Here is a 16,539-nt window from a genome sequence, read left to right on the forward strand (position 1 = left end):
AAATTACGAATCGTTGTCCGAAAAGTACTGCACCGTACCCAACGAGGAAATTGCGTCCCCAATACGGGAAAGAGCAACCGCATAGGCCGCCGTACGCATGTCGATTTTCTTCTCGACCATCCAGTCGTAAACGTGCCCGAACTCTTGTGACATCATCGCGTGAAGTCTTTGTTGAACTTCTTCCAGGCTCCAGTAAAAGCCTTGTTGGTTTTGAACCCATTCGAAGTAGCTGACCGTCACTCCGCCAGCATTGGCCAAGATGTCTGGGACGACCAACTTGCCCTTTTCGTTCAAGATCTCATCCGCCTCGCCGGTTGTTGGACCGTTGGCGACTTCAATCAAGACAGGAGCTTTGATCTTATTGGCGTTGGAAGCGGTGATGACGTTTTCTAAGGCTGCTGGAATGAGGATGTCGACATCCAGTTCAAGCAGTTCTTCATTCGTGATCGATTTGGCTTCCACGGCTTCGCAGACCGATCCACTGCAATAAACGGCTTGCAGTCGACGCGACTCGTTTTTGATCTGAACCAGGCTAGGAATGTCGAAACCTTCTGGCTTGTAAATCCCGCCACGTGAATCACTCACGGCGACAACTTGGTATCCGTCGGCATGCAACAGCTTGGCGATGCTCTGCCCTGCGTTACCGAAACCCTGGATGGCGACTTTGGTTTCTTTGGGAACCCAGTCACGTTTCTTTTCGAGTTCTTTGATGCAGTAATACGCGCCGCGGCCGGTGGCATCGTCACGGCCTTGGCTGCCGCCGAGTGGAATCGGTTTGCCGGTAATCACTCCAGGCGTGCGGCGACGGTGGATCTTGGAATACTCATCCATCATCCAGCCCATGATCATCGCATTGGTGTACATGTCGGGGGCTGGGATATCGGTTTCTGGCCCGATGAAGTCGGCGATCTGCTCGATAAATCCTCGCGAAAGACGTTCGAGCTCCATACGCGAAAGTTCTTTCGCGTTTACACAGATGCCACCCTTGGCTCCGCCGTACGGGATGTTCATCACGGCGCACTTGAACGTCATCCAGAACGCGAGGGCTTTCACTTCTGAGATGTCCACGCCAGGCGAATAACGAAGGCCACCTTTGGTTGGGCCGCGAGTATCGTCATGACGAACACGATAGCCAGTAAACACGCGAAGCGAGCCATCGTCCATGCGGACAGGAACCGAGACTTGGAGAATTTGCTTGGGGTGCTTTAAGCGTTCAAGTGCTTCGGCGTCGATGTCCGCAAATTGAAATGCTTTATCGAGGCGAGAAATGGCACCGGAAAAGAGGTCGACATTCGTTGGGGCGTTCATCGGGTAGAGTCCTCGCGATGACATAATGGACGAGAATCCGCACAGATGCCAACAGGCAAGTGGCATGGGGTTACTATTATTGTCGGCTCGTAGTCGCGGCGAAGCAAGCCGAGAAGCGTATTAGCGGTGGTAAACCATTGGCGGGACACCGGCAGTTGGTAGTGTCGGCGTCGAGCGAATGGGCTTTGCTGTCGGTGGCAGACTGGGCTTGGCGACTTCACGGCGAAGAACACGTCGGGCGACTTCAGTGTAGATCTCTTCGTGCCGAATGACGTTTCGCTGGTTGTCGAACATTTCGAGGAAACGAGCTCGACCGGCCATGCCGAATTGCTCGGCCAGGTCGTCGTTGCGTAAGACCTTCGCAATGGCGGCCGACAGTGCGGAGGCGTTTTGACTCGGTACGAGGTAGCCTGTTTCTCCATCGACGACGCTTTCGACCAAACCTCCGACACGTGTCGCAACGACCGGCTTAAACGCGGCCATTGCTTCGGGAGGAGTGAGACCAAATGCTTCTTGGGTAGGGCAGGCGACCAAGAGATCAATCGCACGCATTACGCTGGGAATATCGTCTTGGAAGTTGATAAAGCGAAATTCGTTTCGCAGACCCATGCGAATGACCGTTGAGCGGACTTGCTTAATGTAGATCGGGCAGCGATTTCCAACGACGGCGACTTTGGCGTTGGGGACTTGCCGCAGGATCTCGGGCATCGCTTTGAGAAGAAGGAGATGGTTCTTACGTGGGCAGACATCTCCGACGATTCCGATCACTTTATCGTCTTCGCGAAAGCCGTTTTCCTCTCGCCATCGATTGCGAAGCTGATCGGCGTTGGCAGGAATCGGAGCGTGATCGATCAGCGCCCGAACCGTTTCTACGTTTTGGGGGCGTACGCGATTCCAATTGACTTCGATGCTTCGCGTGTGGTCTGAATTGGCGATCACGAAGTCTTTGAACATCCAGTAGGCATGGACTTTGGTGTGATGGGCAGTAGCAACGACTGGAACTCGGGTAAACATCTTCAGCATCATGCCGAAGAGCTGTCCACTGGTGTTGTGCGTATGAACGACGTCGATCTTTTCGTGTTCGATCCAGCGAGCCATTTCTTTGAGGTCGTGCATCGGCCAGCGGCGAAGATCAGAAGGCAGAAAGTGGATACCGGTGCCTTCGACTTGCTCTTGAATCCAGGAATCGTCGCGACCTACAAGGGTTACATCGTGCCCGCGACGCGCAAGGCCTTCGGCCAGTCGCAGGCACTGGATGATCGCCCCGTTGACGCCGAATCCGGAGATTAGTTGCACGATTTTCATGGCACGCCGCATGGTTCCTGGGTGTCTCGTCTTGTCGACCGGGGCCGAAGCCGAAATGGTCGGATCGAGTTGATAGCTAAATTGCGGAATCGAGACAAGACGAACCTGGGGGAAGTTCGCCTGCCCTATGGGTGGTAAGCCTTCTGATACTCCCGAGCCTGCTTCGTTGTGATACAGTAAGGAAAAGCCCATTTCCGAGACGTTTTGACAGCAACGATAGCACCTGATGGCGCAGTACAACGGCAACGGCGGAACCGATGGCGGGAACATGGTCATGTTCTGGCCGGAAAACCTTCCCGAAGAAGCAGACACGATGCTCGAGAACGATCCTCTTTCGTTCGCTGAGACAATGCGTGAAGAGGGGAAAATCATTTGGTTTCTTTGCGATGGCGACGGAGATTTCTCGGTCAGCGTGTTTGTCGACGAAGAGCCGCCGGCTGATTTGAAAGGCTTTCTGGAAGAAGAAGAGCACTATCCCGACGTCTATGTCAAAGGAGATACCTACTTTGGCGGGCTCGAGTACATGTACCGCGAGGACGACGCGCTGCTGGAAGAGTTCCCCCAGATGTGCGGGAATTTGAAAATTCCCAATGGGGTTTACCAAGGAAACGTCTATCGAACGAATATCCCTCCGGCGTTCAGTCGTACCTGGCTCATGCAACGGATGGGGACCCGGCAGTATCGCGTCCTCCACTGGCAGCAACTACTCAGCAAAGCAGCCATGCTGGGGGCCGTGGGCGTGTTGTTCGCGTTTTTCTTCCTGGTCTGGTACGTGTGGCTGGCGACTGTCGGCATGGTGGCGTTAACGTTTGCCGCGGCAGTGCTGCTGGCTCGATCCGAATCGTGTCGAGAAGCGATCGTCGCGATTGATGAATTTACTGAGAAGTTCCCCGAATATGTCGTAGTCCTTTCGTCACAGCCGCCTGAAGCGACGCCTGATCCTGAAAACGACGAATTGGCCCTGCCGGTCGGTTAACCAACAAGATAGACACCGTGAAGCTTACTTGCCCCAACTGCGATATTGATCTGTCAACTCGGCAAATGAACGTCGAGAAAGATATCGCCATTTGCTACCGCTGCGACGAAGCTTTTCAGATTTCGAAATTGCTCGGCATATCACCACCAGCGATGGAACAGCGTGGGTGGACAGATTCCGATTCCGCAAGCTTCAACATCAACGATCCGCCTGGGGGTGTTTCTTACGAAAACTACGGAATGGGTTGGCGGATCGCTACGACTACGCGAAGCTGGGGGGCGCTGTTTCTCGTGCCTTTCATGTGCGTTTGGTCAGGGTTCAGTCTCGGCGGAATATATGGCAGTCAGATCGCCGAGGGAGAGTTCGACTTACTGCGATCACTCTTCGGTATCCCCTTCTTGCTCGGAACGATTCTGTTCGGATCGATGGCTCTAATGAGCTGCATCGGGCGGATGGTCATCGCGTCGGATGAAATGGACCACGATGCCGGCACGATCTTTTTCGGCGTAGGCCCCATCGGTTTAACAAAGCGATTTCGATGGAGCGAGATCACCGGAATCGACGAGACGCTGACAAATGGCCGTAAGAGTCGGTCACCTCAGATTACGTTGTATCGCGACTCTGGCGATATCAACATCGGATCGATGCTGACCGAAAAGCGACGTCGCTATGTTCTGCGAGCTTTACGCCAGTTGGTTACTCGACAAGGCTAACGCTGCAATTGCCAGGCTTCGATAAAAGCTCGTGCCGCATCGCCCCGGTGCCCAACTTCCGCGGTTTCAGTTTGATTGAGTTCTGCCAGCGTTTGGTTGCAATCGTCGAGAACGAACATCGAGTCGTACCCGAAACCGAACTCGCCGATTGGTTGACGTCCGATGCTGCCTTGGCATTCTCCGGTCGATTCTAACGCGATGTTCCCCTCGGGATCGGCTAGGCACAAGTGACAAACGAATCTAGCAGATCGTTTGTCATCAGGAACTTCGACCATATGTTCAACGAGTAGTGCCAGGTTCATCGCCATGCTGGCATCGTCTCCGGCATAGCGTGCTGATCGAACACCAGGGGCACCATTCAACGCGTCGACTTCCAAACCGGTGTCGTCGGATAAAACCCACGCGTGAAGCTGCTTGGCGTACCCCTTCGCCTTCTTCCGAGCGTTCTCCTGAAGCGTTTCACCGTCCTCTTGCACCGTCTCCCAGTCCCGGTTCTGCGGTAATGCATGGATTGGAACACCCAATGGCTTTAGCAATTGGGTAAGTTCCTCGAGCTTATGACGATTTGACGTCGCGACGATTAGTTCGTCGCACTGGGAAAGAGAGTGCGGCATCAGACGGTTTTAAATGATGGCCAACGGATCGCGGTCATGCTCTAGCGTACCGCGAGTTACACCGACACGATTCAACGCACTAAGCTGCGTCCAGACTTCTTCACCCCCGATGTTGCCGTGCAGGAGATCGCGGTAGAGACGAATGATTTTCGCAATCTCTTGTGGCGGATCGTCGTTGAGCAGTTCGACTCTGAACGTACGAACGCCTAGCTCGAGCATTGGTTGAACGATTTCAGCACCACTTTGGGGCGTCTTGTTGAATAGTGTATTTCGGCAGCCGACATCGGCCTTCAGCGGGTGTTCGGCCCCTACACGATCGCGAAGCTTTACGTCATGCTCGTCGCAAGGACGTCCGCAGTTGGTTTTATTGGTTCCGGGAGAAAGGACGCTGCAAAATACGCAGTGTTCCATATGGAACATCGGCATGTGCTGGTGGATGACCAACTCCAGCAAATGGGCCGCGCAGTTTTCTGCCATGACAAGCAGCTGATCGCGGTTGAGATCGTACGATGGCGTAATCCGTACCGCACCCCGTTTTCGCAGCCAGTCGACGGTGAGCTCGTTCGCGGCATTGAAGGAGAAGTCGGCGACGCAAGACGCACCTAGATCTTGGAAGTATTTTAGGCCTGACAAGTTCCTCACTACGTATCCGTCGGCACCATGTTTCGAGAGCGCCTTGAAGATGCCCATCTCGCCTGGCTTTTGAATGCGTGGAGTGACCAGGAAAATTTTGGCACCTGCTTCGTGGGCCAATGGAACGGCGTCTTTGTATTCGCGGATGTCTTGAAAGTCGACATAGACCATTGGAATACCTTCGTTCAGAACGGCTTCGAGTTGGTGCATCGATCGCGCGAGCACAATCAGCTCTGGCTCGCTCGGTTCGATCTTGGCCGGTTCGACTTCGGACTTTAGCGTCGTAAGGACTGGCTCTTCATCGATCACCCGACCTCGCGTGGCCATCTGGCGACGCAAGTCATCCAACTGAGCAATCATTTCTTTGCGAAGCTTACCCAACAGGCTTAGCGGCACCATGGGCGTGCCGGCGATTTTGGCCGAAAACTCTGCCAATGAGTAGCCGCTTCCACCAAGCCTTGAAAGTTGCTCTTGCAGCGAAGCTTCGGTGAGTGGGTGCTTGCGTGCTTCTTCCAGCGGCTGTTCGGTTTGCAGTTCGAGCTTGCCAAGTGATTCGCTGCTGACGAAGATTCGTAGCGGTTGACCGACGCGTGCTTGGGCGTTGATGATTAGTGGCAGATCGCGTCCATTGAGGTCGCCGCTGTAGGTTTTGCGAAGTTCACGAGTCAGGGCCGGATCGTCACTTTTCCAAACTTTCAGGCCTGGTGTGATGTATTGGAAGTCGACCGATCCACGAGGGAAATCGACTTCGACGACACCACTCGTTGCCTCACCGGTTATACGACGGCCTTTTTGGCTCACGGTGAAGACGCGGCCCCCCTGCTCTTTCCCGGCGGCACGATCTCCTTCAAAGACAATGCCATCGCCCGCTTTCAGTCGGCCGTACAGGTCCAGCTTCACGCGTTTGCGACGATCGTCGATCGAGATCACTTCGCCGACCAAGACACCTCGTTTGGCACTGCTGGTGGCCGGGACAAGCATCTTATGGTCGCAACCTTGCAGCCAACCTGGCGAAAAGCCACGAGAGAAAGAGAGCTCCATCTCTTCGACTTGCCGCGGGGTAAACGTAACCGGCTTTCCGGCCAACGCGGCATCAATCGCCTGACGATAGTGCCGTGTAATGTTGGCTACATATTCTGGTGTTTTAAGGCGCCCTTCGATCTTAAACGAAACGACACCGGCTTCTAGAAGTTCTGGCACGAGCGCGAACGCGGCCAGGTCCTGAGGGCTAAGGAGGTACTTCTGATTTCCAAGATCGATGTCTTCGCCATCGCAAACCAGTTCGTACGGAAGGCGACATGCCTGGGCACACTGTCCGCGATTGGCGCTACGTCCGCCAAGCGATTCGCTGGTCAGGCATTGCCCGCTGTAAGCGACGCAAAGCGCTCCATGCACGAACGCTTCGAGTGGCATTTGGGTTTTCGCATGAATCTTGGCGATCTCGGCGACCGACAGTTCCCGAGCAAGCACGACACGTTCGATACCGGTTTCTTCGATTTCGGCAATGCACTCGGCGCTGGTCAAAGTCATTTGGGTCGACGCATGGATCGGCAACTCAGGGGCGGTGCGTCGAATGAGATTCACCAAGCCGACGTCTTGCACAAGAACGGCATCGGTACCTGCTTCGGCGATACGACGAATGATCGGTTCGATGGTGGCCAATTCGTCGGAAAATGTCAGAGTGTTGACAGTCGTGTAGCCGCGGACCCCGTGCCAGTGCAGCATCTCCATCAACTGCGGCAGGTCATCCAGCGAGAAGTTTTTGGCTCTGGCTCGGGCGTTGAAGCCTGTTTCCAAGCCGAAATAGATGGCATCGGCGCCGTTCGCGATGGCCGCGCGGGCACAATCCCAGTCGCCCGCCGGAGCGAGAAGTTCCGGACGCGTTGTGGTAAATGCATGCCGATCACTCATCAGAAATTGTTCTTTTGCCCAGTAGATGCCGTAAAACCAAGTCGAATCCGTTGATTTTACTGGGCTTGGGCTGTATCGGATAGGGAAGAAATCGGGAATCCTCAACCGCAAAAAAAGCCACAGAGAGAACTCTTTCCCCAAGTGGCTTGGCAGTTCATCCGACTCTGTATCTGAGCGGCATGTTAGTCACCGACACCGATGTCGTCTTCCAGCGCTTTCTGCACGATCGCGTTTTTATGATGCTCGTGATTTAGAAAACGTGTCGTGAACTCACGGAACCGAACGTGGAATGTTCCGAGCGTTTCATAGGGACTGTGGTGCAAGTCGTCGAGCATCGCATCGACATCGCTCAGCATCAGTCGATGTTCGTGCCGAAGTTGTTCGCATTCGGAAGAATAGCGGGGCGCGATACTGACGGTCTCTTGCAGATAGCCGCCACATTCTTCTTCCGCGAATTGATCGTGCATCATTTCGCGAAGTTCGTGCAGACCAAGCACAAGCGCTTCTGGCGTGTCGCCTTCTGCGGTGATGCGGTCTGCTTCTTCCAGCAAATCGTGCAGCAGAGCATGTTCCGTCAGAAGTTTCGTTACGGCGGCGTCGGTCAATCGTTGCAGGTCGGGCATGGCATCCTCCTTAGCGGTGAGAGGAACAGATAAGCTGGCGCCCCTTCGAATCAAAATGATTTGCTAATCCTGCAAGTCCGGTTGCGTCCGTTCAATTGTGGTTTTATGCCGGAAAACATGAATCGTCAATGAAATCCTTTCGCGATTAAGCCAAAAAAGAAGTCTCGGATTTCCTACGGTGAAACTAGCGAATCCACCATGACTTTGCGGCGTCGCCGCAGAAAAATGTTCTGCGTTATGAAGTTTGGGAAAAGAGCGTGATTAGGGGGAGCTTGCCGGGGTAAAATTGAAGCCGTTATAGTCGGTGTGACATTCACTTGGGGGGCATGTTCAGGAGACGTTTCATGAAAATCGCTAGCAAGTTGACAGGCTTATTTTTGGTGTTGGTCTTGGGGAACTTCGTTTGGGCGGAAGAACCTGCCGCAAAGCCCGACACTTTTGACCCCGCGATGTTAGAGGAAATGATGGCAAAGCTTGGTGCCCCAGGCGAGCCGCACATGCATTTGCAAGAGATGGTCGGAAAGTACAAGACGGTCTCGACATGGATTGTTCCCGGCAAAGAACAGGAATCGGTCGATGACGGAACGGCGGAGTTCAAGTCGATCTTGGGCGGTCGGTTCGTGACGCAAGAGTTCAAAAGCACTTACAACGGCGAGACGATGGAGGGTTTCGGAATCTTGGGCTACGACAATGCGAAGCAGAAGTTTGTCGGAATCTGGCTCGATAACATGTCGACCCATATTCTCCGCACCGAAGGGACGTTGGACGAAAAGACCGGTGTCATGACCGAAACCGGGGTCTGCAGTTCACCGGTTGGCGAGATGAACTTCAAGATGGTGACCAAGCCGACCGACAAAGGCTTTGTATTCACGCTCGGACAAGTTGCGGACGGAAGCGTAGTGCCGATGGGCAAAATCGAGTACATCAAACAGTAACGCATTTCCTAATGGGTTGACTATACTAAAATGCACCTGGGAAACCGGGTGCATTTTTCATTCCTGGAGCGGAGAGAGTTTCGTGCTCGAAGACAGTGCTGATTCGCGCGACTATCGTGTTCGACTTTTCTACAAAACGAAGCCGGACGTGCCGAAGGCTGCGATCCTCGACAAGATGCAGCCCCGTGCGGAAGGGTTTGCGCCTCGCGACGGCAAGCGTGACTCGGAACGCCTCGATTTTCGTCATCCGAAACATGTCGCCAACATCGGTGGCAAGTCGGTCGGTGCAACGTGGAGTATTCGGCACGAAGAAATCGAGTACCCCGGCGATCTGACGCCTTATCTTCCGGCTCTCGAGCAGTCGTGGCTTTGGGATGACGCCGACGGGGTCGTTGGCGACTGTGAACATCAGTTGGTGATCATCGATCAAACGGCTACGAACATGCGGCCGCTTGATCGTTTGCAAATGATGCAATCACTCGTCGCCAGCGTATGTGAGGCGGTTCCCTGTGACGCGATCTATTGGGAAGCAACCGAGCAGTTTCTCGATCCGAAGATGTACTTGGAGGGTCTTCACGACGTTGCTGCGAAACCATGGAAAGCACCGGGCGCGTTGAACGTCCGCGTATCGCGAGTCATCGGTTATGGCGAACGTCGTGACGACGAGTCTCGCGATATGATTATCGATAGCCTTGGCCTAGGGATCCTCGGGCTGCCAGATTTTCAGTGTCACTTCCGAGGGCTCGATTGGCGCGAGCTTCAACAGATTATCTACGAGAAAGCGTTAGACGTCTTTGAAGGTGGACCGAAGCTCCAAGATGGTCAGGCGTTTCCCGGGATTAATGCCAGCCAGGTTTGGAAGTGTCGGTATGAAGAGGCACTGCTCGGCCCGCCTCGCAAGGTGATCGACATCGATCCTGGCATTCCTTACTGTGCCGGCCTCCGCTATGCCGTCACGGCAGGCGTTTATGTGAAGTAAATCACGCCGGCGCCGAATTCTGAAAGAATTGAATTTCCAGGTGTAACGGTATGCCTCCATGTGGAATCGAAGAGAGCAGTTCAACACAACAACTGCTTTTCGGATACAAGGAGAACCATCATGCCTCGATTACAAACGATCCCACTGGAAAACGCTGAAGGCAAGCAACGCGAACTTCTGGAAGCCGCGAAGAAGAAGCTTGGCAAAGAGATCAACATCATCGGTGCAATGGCGAACTCGCCAGCCGTACTGGAAGCTTATCTAAGCTTCTCCGGCGCCATGGGACGGTCCAAGCTGTCGGCCAAAGCTCGCGAAGCGGTCGCCATGGCGATCGGTGAAAAGAACCATTGCCAATACTGTGTTTCGGCCCATACGGCGGTTGGCAAAGCAGTGGGATATACCGAAGAAGAAACCGTCAAGATCCGCCAAGGGGAAGCTGCCGATCCCAAGGTTCAAGCAGTGATCAATTTGGCCTTGGCAATTGCCGAAACGACTGGTTTCGTCAGCAAAGAGCAGTTCGACGCTGCGACTCAGGCTGGACTGAGTCATGAAGAAATCACCGAGGTCGTCGGACTTGTGGCGATGAACTATTTCACCAACATCTTCAACCACGTCGCCGAGACTGAAGTTGATTTCCCTAAGGTGGAACTGTTCGCTGAAACTGCCTGATGTCTTGAATTCGATCGAATCAGGGTGGCGAGCGTACTGACACGCGAGCCACCCTTTTTTCTGCGCTTCGTTCGTGTGCCGTGACTACTCAGGACGTACTGGGGGATAGGTAAATTGTTTGGCTTTCTCAATCCATGCGGCATCACCATACACACCCACATCGTCGGTCTTGAATGGCTTGAAGCCAAGTTTGATTGCCGGCGAATCTTCTGCGACTGAGAAGTCAAATGCTGCGGCGTCGGCAAATTGAGGATCGGCGACTAAGGAGCCCGTTTCGTGTCCTTCTTCTTGCCATTGCTGTAAAGTCTTTCCCTCAAACGTGATTGCACGTCCCGACGCATCGAAGTAGCAGTTATTGCGGCTCTCGTGTTTGACTTTGCTCCAGCGACCATGGAGCAGTTCGCCTTGGTCGTAATAGACGATATTGTTTTCTAGAACGAACGATCGGTGTGGTTCGACACGCGTGGCTTGCAACTGATAAAGCTCGGCAAAAGCCAGGATGTTATTCCGAACGATATTGTCTTTTCCGTAGTGCTGATGAAATCCACCCGTCTTGGTGCGATAGACGAGATTGTTCTCGAACAAAATTCCGCTACTTCCTTCGTCCGTGTACAGTCCCCAGCCTCCGTAGCTATAGGCATAGATGTCGTGGAAAACATTGCCGCGGACAGTCGTGCCTTCGGATGGGCCGAGCGTGTAAATGCCTCCCATATCACTTAAGACACCATAGCCAAGATGATGAACGTGATTCTTGGCGATCGAATTCCGTTTCGCAAAACTTGTGTCGTAGCCCCAACGCCAGCCGACCGAGATTCCGGTGTAAAAGTAATCGGCGATCTCGTTGTGCGTCACTTTATTGTCGGGGCTGTGTCCAATCCAAAGGCCAACGGCACATGGAAAAATACGCCCGCCTCGATTCAATATATTGTTGTCGACAACGATATGATGCGTTTGCTGATGGGCATCCTGACGCATGGCCGTCTCACCGATGCGTACTCCCCCGGCTCCCGTGTCATGAATCCAGGTACGTTCGAGCCGGCAATGGGCACATCCTTGGCGAAACCAGATGCCGTAAGTTCCCACGTGCCCTAATTCGCAGTTGATGATCGAAACGTTTCGGGCACCATCTAGCTGCATGGCTGCTTCAATGGGGGAAGCGGCCTGACTCGGCTCGAATCCCTGCCGAGGTGTCGTCCAGCGACCATGGAGAAAACGAAGTCCACGTAACTCGACGTGCTCGACAAATTGGCCAGCTTCCGGCTTGCCGCGGACAATTACCAGCTTTTCCAGCCGCGGTACTACCATCTTCAGCTGGGATAGATCTTCTCCTTCACGCGGCATGTACGAGATCGTACCGTCCGTCGCCGCAAACCATTCTCCCGGCGTATCGAGTGCCGCGGCAAAGTTCTCCAGGCGGACTTGCGTCTTTTCGTTGAGCGGATTGTGCCCTTTCATTTTGCGACCAGAGCTAATGAACGCATGTTCGTCTGGTACCCGAGAAGTGACGAAGCGACGCGTATTGTCCCACTTGTGATAAGCAAGAAACTGGACTCGCTCGATTTCTGAATCAGGTATCTTGGCGAGCGTGGCCTCGTAATCTTCCGGCTTAAGGTGAACCGTCTGAACAGCAGGTCCTTTTTTCGGGGCGTCTTCGGAAACGCTTTGAAGCGTAAACAGCCCTTCATCTGGTTCGCGAGCCAAAGTGGTTGGACTTGTGCCGACGATTAGCTGCTCGGGGAGAGGTTTTTGAAGTTCTGGGGGGAGTGTCGCTTGCCAGACATTCCCGTTTTGTTGCCAGCCGGGAACGACTGTTCCACCGGAGAATACCGGCGAGGCGTTCGGCATCGCTCGATAGACGATCGGGAACTCTGGAGTTCCGCTATCGGCTGGCTCGAGGATGAAAGGAGCGTCAAGCTTGTAGTCACCATCGGCAACCCAAACGGTATGGGCCTCTTCGTTTTGGGTGGCGCGAATCGCATCACGGGCCTGGATTAGCGTTGCGAACGGGGCATCTTTCGAGCCATCGGCACGATCGCTTCCATTTGGGGCGATGTACCAATCGGCACCGACAAGAGGTGAAGCGATCAATAGAAACGAAACGATCGCTTTCAAACGGAGCATCGGCATAGGTAGGTCGGGGGAAGGATGGATCGCGGCAGGGTTTGGGAGGGTAGCCTTCATGATAAACCAAGCGGCTGACGACTCCAAATGCCTGACCTATGGTTTCCCTTCCAAGCCTTCCAAATACATTTGAGCCTCCCCTGACAGGTTGGCTCCCCACGATTCATCTTTCAAAAGTTGAATGACACCACGATAAATGCGTCTCGCTTTGTCTGGATTGTCGGGCGCAATACGTTGGGCATATTCAAGCCGTTCACGGATCGAGACCGTTTGTTGTTTGAGTTGGCCGGTAAGCGTTGCGTTTAGCTGCTTCAGTCGGCGTTCCGCCAGAACCAGGCAGCGAGCGACGTCTCCTTGTTGGGTATCTGCTGGGCCGTACGTCAAAATAAGCCCTTGCAACTTTTCGCGAGCCGCGGATGGATCGAACTCGTTGGTTTTCATCGCGTCTAAGTAAAGCTGTTCGACGGGATGCAAACCTTGATTGCCTTGCCCTAGTGCCGCTGCGAGTCGGTAACGGTTCTCCTGTCGACGGAGATTCAATTCTTCTTTCAGCTGAGCAACATAGTCGGAACGAGAGTCTTCCGGGAAACGTTCCAGGAAGTCATCCATTTGATCGTTAACTTCGGCCAGGTTGCCAGATTCCGCGCTGCGTTCGATCGTTGAATAAACTTGATCGGCGTCCGGTTTCTGAGGCGCGACAAACATTACCGCGACGACGATTCCTAAGGCAATCAGCAGCCCGCCAATTTGCAGGTAGTTGATCCACGCGGTTCCTTTTTCTTTTCGCGACTCCTCTTCCGATTTTCGCTTGCGTTGTTCGGCAACGGTTGTAAACCGTGTTTGCGGTTCGCTCTTTTCTTTCCGCTGTGTGATGATCGTCTTGGGAGATCCCGTCGCCTCGGAAGCTGCTTGGGAAGGACCAGCGGCCGAGCTGCCGTCGTTGGTTAGCTGCATCGTCGGAGCTTCGGCGAGAACTCTCGCTTGAGGGTCAAGCGTCGGTGCGTCTTCGGCGTCGCTTCCTTTGAGTTGATATTCGTCTTCTGGCGGTGACGGAACGCGGGTTGAATGATCGGCCAGGTTCAGATCGAAGTCGGTCTCTTCCGGAAGTTCCAGCAGTGCTTCCAGTCGACGGCAAAGTGCTCGTGCGGTCGGGACGCGATTTTCAGGATTCTTTTCGAGCAACTGAGTAATCAGCTGCGATAGATCATTCGGGATGGCCTCGACGAGCCGATCGATCGGAATAGGATCGGAATAGCGAAGCTTGTCAAGGATTTCGGTCACCGTGTTGCCACGGAATGGCGGCTGACGAGCAAGCATGGCATACATCAACGCACCGAGGCTGTAGAGATCGGCCTTAGGGGTGACACCTTCTCCGAAGGCTTGCTCTGGAGCCATGTAATCGGCCGTGCCGACAATACCTCCGGCCATCGTTACGCCGGTCGCACCAAAGATTCGAGCGATCCCAAAGTCGAGGATCTTTACTTTGTCGCGTTTAGTAATAAGGACGTTAGCTGGTTTAATGTCTCGGTGGACAATCCCCATGTCGTGGGCCTGGCGCAGACCAGACGCAATGGCGAGGCTATACCGCACCACTTGCCGCCAACTCTTGATCGGCGTTTTGATGATTACTTCTGCCAGGCTGCGGCCTTCGACCAATTCCATGGCATAAAACAGTTCCCCTTCTTCTTCGCCAAAGCCAAACAGCTGAACGATGTTGGGGTGTTTAAGCTGGAGCAGCGTTTCGATCTCGCGTTGGAAGCGTTCGCGAAGCCCTTCGTTGTGCGACATGTTGCTAGGCAGGACTTTGATCGCCGCTTTATCGCCGGTGCGTTCGTCGACACCCCGATACACCGTCCCCATCCCACCGCTGCCGATGGTGGTTTCCAGTCGATAGGGGCCCATTTTCTTTTCGTCCATAGATCAGCCGCTTACGTCTTTCGAGTCCGCACGAAGGTGAAGAGATCAACTGTGCGTTTTATTATAGAAGCAACTTCGACCGACTTCGACGTCCGCTTACAACCAGAAGCAAATCACTGCCAAACCCAGCAAAAGGGTGGCAACACTGTCTCGAATGCTCCACTTGTCGCTGGAAGCATTCCAGCGAACATGAGAAATCACTGCACCCGTAGGGCAGGCATATCGACAGAATCCCATCGGAACGAACGCGGAGAATATCAGTCCACCGAGCGCAATCGAAAGTGACGCCCAACCGGCAATTGTCGGCACGTAGGCATCAAACGGTTCCAACGCGGCCAGGTTTCCATCGATGACTGAGAATGCGATTAGGATGCACACCCCGAGCAACACCGCAGGTATAGCCGACAACACCAGGCGTAACTTTTGGGGGATCTTCCAGTTCCACTTCGAGAATCGCAAGATCATCATCTGGGCCGCGCCATGCGGGCAAAGATGATTACAGTAAACTTGCTTTTTGCTAAACAACGGCACCGCGAATGCGGCGACGGCCACAGCGACCAGCCCGATGCATTTCTCCCAAGGAACCGGGTGACTGGCCCAGCCGACAAACAACGCCATGGAAAGAATGTCACCAGCGAAAAATCCAAGGTACGCAATCACCACAATGCCGAAGCTGAACTGCACCCACTTTTTGCCTCGCAGATCGGTGAAAGCAATAGCCAGGGCCATCAATACAACGGCGAGCGTTGCTCCATCTCGCCACGAGAAAGCGATCGGACTAGACGCTACCGCCGTGGGCTCTTCAGCTTGAAGTTCTCGCTGGTATGCGGCCGCCGCGATTCCCACCGCTTGAGTCGCCGACTGGCTGGTCATTGTCGCCCCAGAAACGCCTTCAATCTCAGAGGCTTCCAAGTCAAAAGTCGAAAGCTCGGCCAAGTTCTGACCACTTAGATATTCAGGGAACGACCAGTCCTCGCGTACATATCGGACGTATGGTTGGTTATCGTAACTCTTGCGAAGTGCGACCGCTTTCAGCTTGTCGTCGCTGTCCATCACGACCAACACATCCGTGGGGCCTTGGTAGCCGACATGTTGATCTGCTTTGGGGCTTGTCCTCCAGGCTGTGCCGATGGTTTGGCCTTGCTCATCGACAATGTCTAACCAGCCACGCGGTGTTTCTCGTGGTACCAATTGCTTGGCTTCGGGAACAATTTCGGCGACTTCTTCCAGCGTGATTTCGTCAGGGAAACGGTAGTTGGGCGGATCGCTGCCAAGTACTTTCGTAACCGATTCCACAATCGCCAGGCTTGTCAGGGTTGCTCCTGAAACTGCGTCGAGCTTTTTCTGACCGCCGAGATCTTCTGGCGACTTGCCGACGAACTGCTCAGGAAACCAGGCCGCTTTGCGAACCGCATCCAGGTGCTCGGGAGTGTCCTTGCTCGAGAGAATATCGATGCCACGAATCTGATTGTCCGCATCGACGACTACCAGCGAATTGGTCGGTCCAGAGAATCCGATAATATCTTTGGCAGTGGGCAGCGTCGTAACAGACCAGCCGATTCGCGCGCCAGCGGCATCGAGAATGTAGGCTCCCTCGCGATCGGTTGCAGGCACCAATGACACGGCTTCGGGGAGAATGGCCTGAACGCGTTCTAGCGGGATTTCAACAGGGCCGAGCGGTTGGCTGTCTTCATGTTGGACATTCAATCGGATCAAAACGACGATCGCCGCAATGAGAGCAAAGCGATAGCCATGCAGTAAGAAACGCAGGCCAGCAGACCTGCGTTTCTTCGGTGTTTGCGTCGTTGGGGACGGATCCGTCGTCATCGAGGTGA

General features: G+C 54.1%; 13 protein-coding genes. 5 read left to right on the forward strand and 8 right to left on the reverse strand.

All coding sequences use genetic code 11. The features are described 5' to 3' along the window. Nucleotides 1-3: 3 nt before the first annotated feature. Together LA756_RS21080 and LA756_RS21085 are read right to left on the reverse strand one after the other, a co-directional pair. Complete coding sequence (locus LA756_RS21080; protein WP_224436699.1) at nucleotides 4-1,308, reverse strand: Glu/Leu/Phe/Val dehydrogenase; 1,305 nt, start codon at nucleotides 1,306-1,308, stop codon at nucleotides 4-6. 120 nt (nucleotides 1,309-1,428) lie between these two features. Beyond that, nucleotides 1,429-2,805, reverse strand: a complete 1,377-nt coding sequence (locus tag LA756_RS21085) for a glycosyltransferase family 4 protein (protein ID WP_224436700.1) — start codon at nucleotides 2,803-2,805, stop codon at nucleotides 1,429-1,431. A gap of 34 nt (nucleotides 2,806-2,839) precedes the next feature. On the opposite strand from LA756_RS21085, the gene LA756_RS21090 reads away from it, so the two are divergent. Then, nucleotides 2,840-3,589: a hypothetical protein gene (locus LA756_RS21090; protein WP_224436701.1), complete on the forward strand. Its 750-nt coding sequence runs from the start codon at nucleotides 2,840-2,842 to the stop codon at nucleotides 3,587-3,589. Between the two features lie 17 nt (nucleotides 3,590-3,606). Further along, the gene (locus tag LA756_RS21095; RefSeq protein ID WP_224436702.1) at nucleotides 3,607-4,302 is read left to right on the forward strand and encodes a hypothetical protein; all 696 of its coding nucleotides are present in this window, start codon (nucleotides 3,607-3,609) and stop codon (nucleotides 4,300-4,302) included. On the opposite strand, the gene LA756_RS21100 is transcribed toward LA756_RS21095, so the two are convergent. From LA756_RS21100 to LA756_RS21110, 3 genes are all read right to left on the reverse strand, one after another. Then, nucleotides 4,299-4,838, reverse strand: a complete 540-nt coding sequence (locus LA756_RS21100; RefSeq protein WP_261362053.1) for a non-canonical purine NTP pyrophosphatase — start codon at nucleotides 4,836-4,838, stop codon at nucleotides 4,299-4,301. The genes LA756_RS21095 and LA756_RS21100 overlap by 4 nt on opposite strands. Nucleotides 4,839-4,925: 87 nt before the next feature. Continuing rightward, on the reverse strand, nucleotides 4,926-7,460 hold the full coding sequence (locus tag LA756_RS21105) for a DUF3656 domain-containing protein (RefSeq protein WP_224436704.1): 2,535 nt from the start codon (nucleotides 7,458-7,460) through the stop codon (nucleotides 4,926-4,928). 182 nt (nucleotides 7,461-7,642) lie between these two features. After that, nucleotides 7,643-8,083: a hypothetical protein gene (locus LA756_RS21110; RefSeq protein ID WP_224436705.1), complete on the reverse strand. Its 441-nt coding sequence runs from the start codon at nucleotides 8,081-8,083 to the stop codon at nucleotides 7,643-7,645. Nucleotides 8,084-8,427: 344 nt separating this feature from the next. Between LA756_RS21110 and LA756_RS21115 the strand changes: the two genes are divergently transcribed. From LA756_RS21115 to LA756_RS21125, 3 genes are all read left to right on the forward strand, one after another. After that, a complete protein-coding gene (locus tag LA756_RS21115) occupies nucleotides 8,428-9,018 on the forward strand; it encodes a DUF1579 family protein (protein ID WP_224436706.1) in 591 nt (196 codons plus the stop codon). 82 nt (nucleotides 9,019-9,100) lie between these two features. Further along, nucleotides 9,101-9,997, forward strand: a complete 897-nt coding sequence (locus LA756_RS21120) for a DUF4261 domain-containing protein (RefSeq protein WP_224436707.1) — start codon at nucleotides 9,101-9,103, stop codon at nucleotides 9,995-9,997. A gap of 120 nt (nucleotides 9,998-10,117) precedes the next feature. After that, on the forward strand, nucleotides 10,118-10,666 hold the full coding sequence (locus LA756_RS21125) for a carboxymuconolactone decarboxylase family protein (RefSeq protein ID WP_224436708.1): 549 nt from the start codon (nucleotides 10,118-10,120) through the stop codon (nucleotides 10,664-10,666). Between the two features lie 84 nt (nucleotides 10,667-10,750). Here LA756_RS21125 and LA756_RS21130 read toward each other — a convergent pair whose 3' ends face one another. The 3 genes from LA756_RS21130 to LA756_RS21140 form a co-directional block, all read right to left on the reverse strand. Beyond that, nucleotides 10,751-12,847: a right-handed parallel beta-helix repeat-containing protein gene (locus LA756_RS21130; protein ID WP_224436709.1), complete on the reverse strand. Its 2,097-nt coding sequence runs from the start codon at nucleotides 12,845-12,847 to the stop codon at nucleotides 10,751-10,753. A 36-nt stretch (nucleotides 12,848-12,883) separates the two neighbouring features. Then, nucleotides 12,884-14,704, reverse strand: coding sequence for a serine/threonine-protein kinase (locus LA756_RS21135; RefSeq protein ID WP_224436710.1), 1,821 nt, complete (start codon nucleotides 14,702-14,704; stop codon nucleotides 12,884-12,886). A gap of 96 nt (nucleotides 14,705-14,800) precedes the next feature. Beyond that, on the reverse strand, nucleotides 14,801-16,531 hold the full coding sequence (locus LA756_RS21140) for an FMN-binding protein (RefSeq protein WP_224436711.1): 1,731 nt from the start codon (nucleotides 16,529-16,531) through the stop codon (nucleotides 14,801-14,803). Nucleotides 16,532-16,539: the final 8 nt, after the last annotated feature.

The sequence above is a fragment of the Bremerella sp. TYQ1 genome (assembly GCF_020150455.1).
Lineage (GTDB): Bacteria > Planctomycetota > Planctomycetia > Pirellulales > Pirellulaceae > Bremerella > Bremerella volcania_A.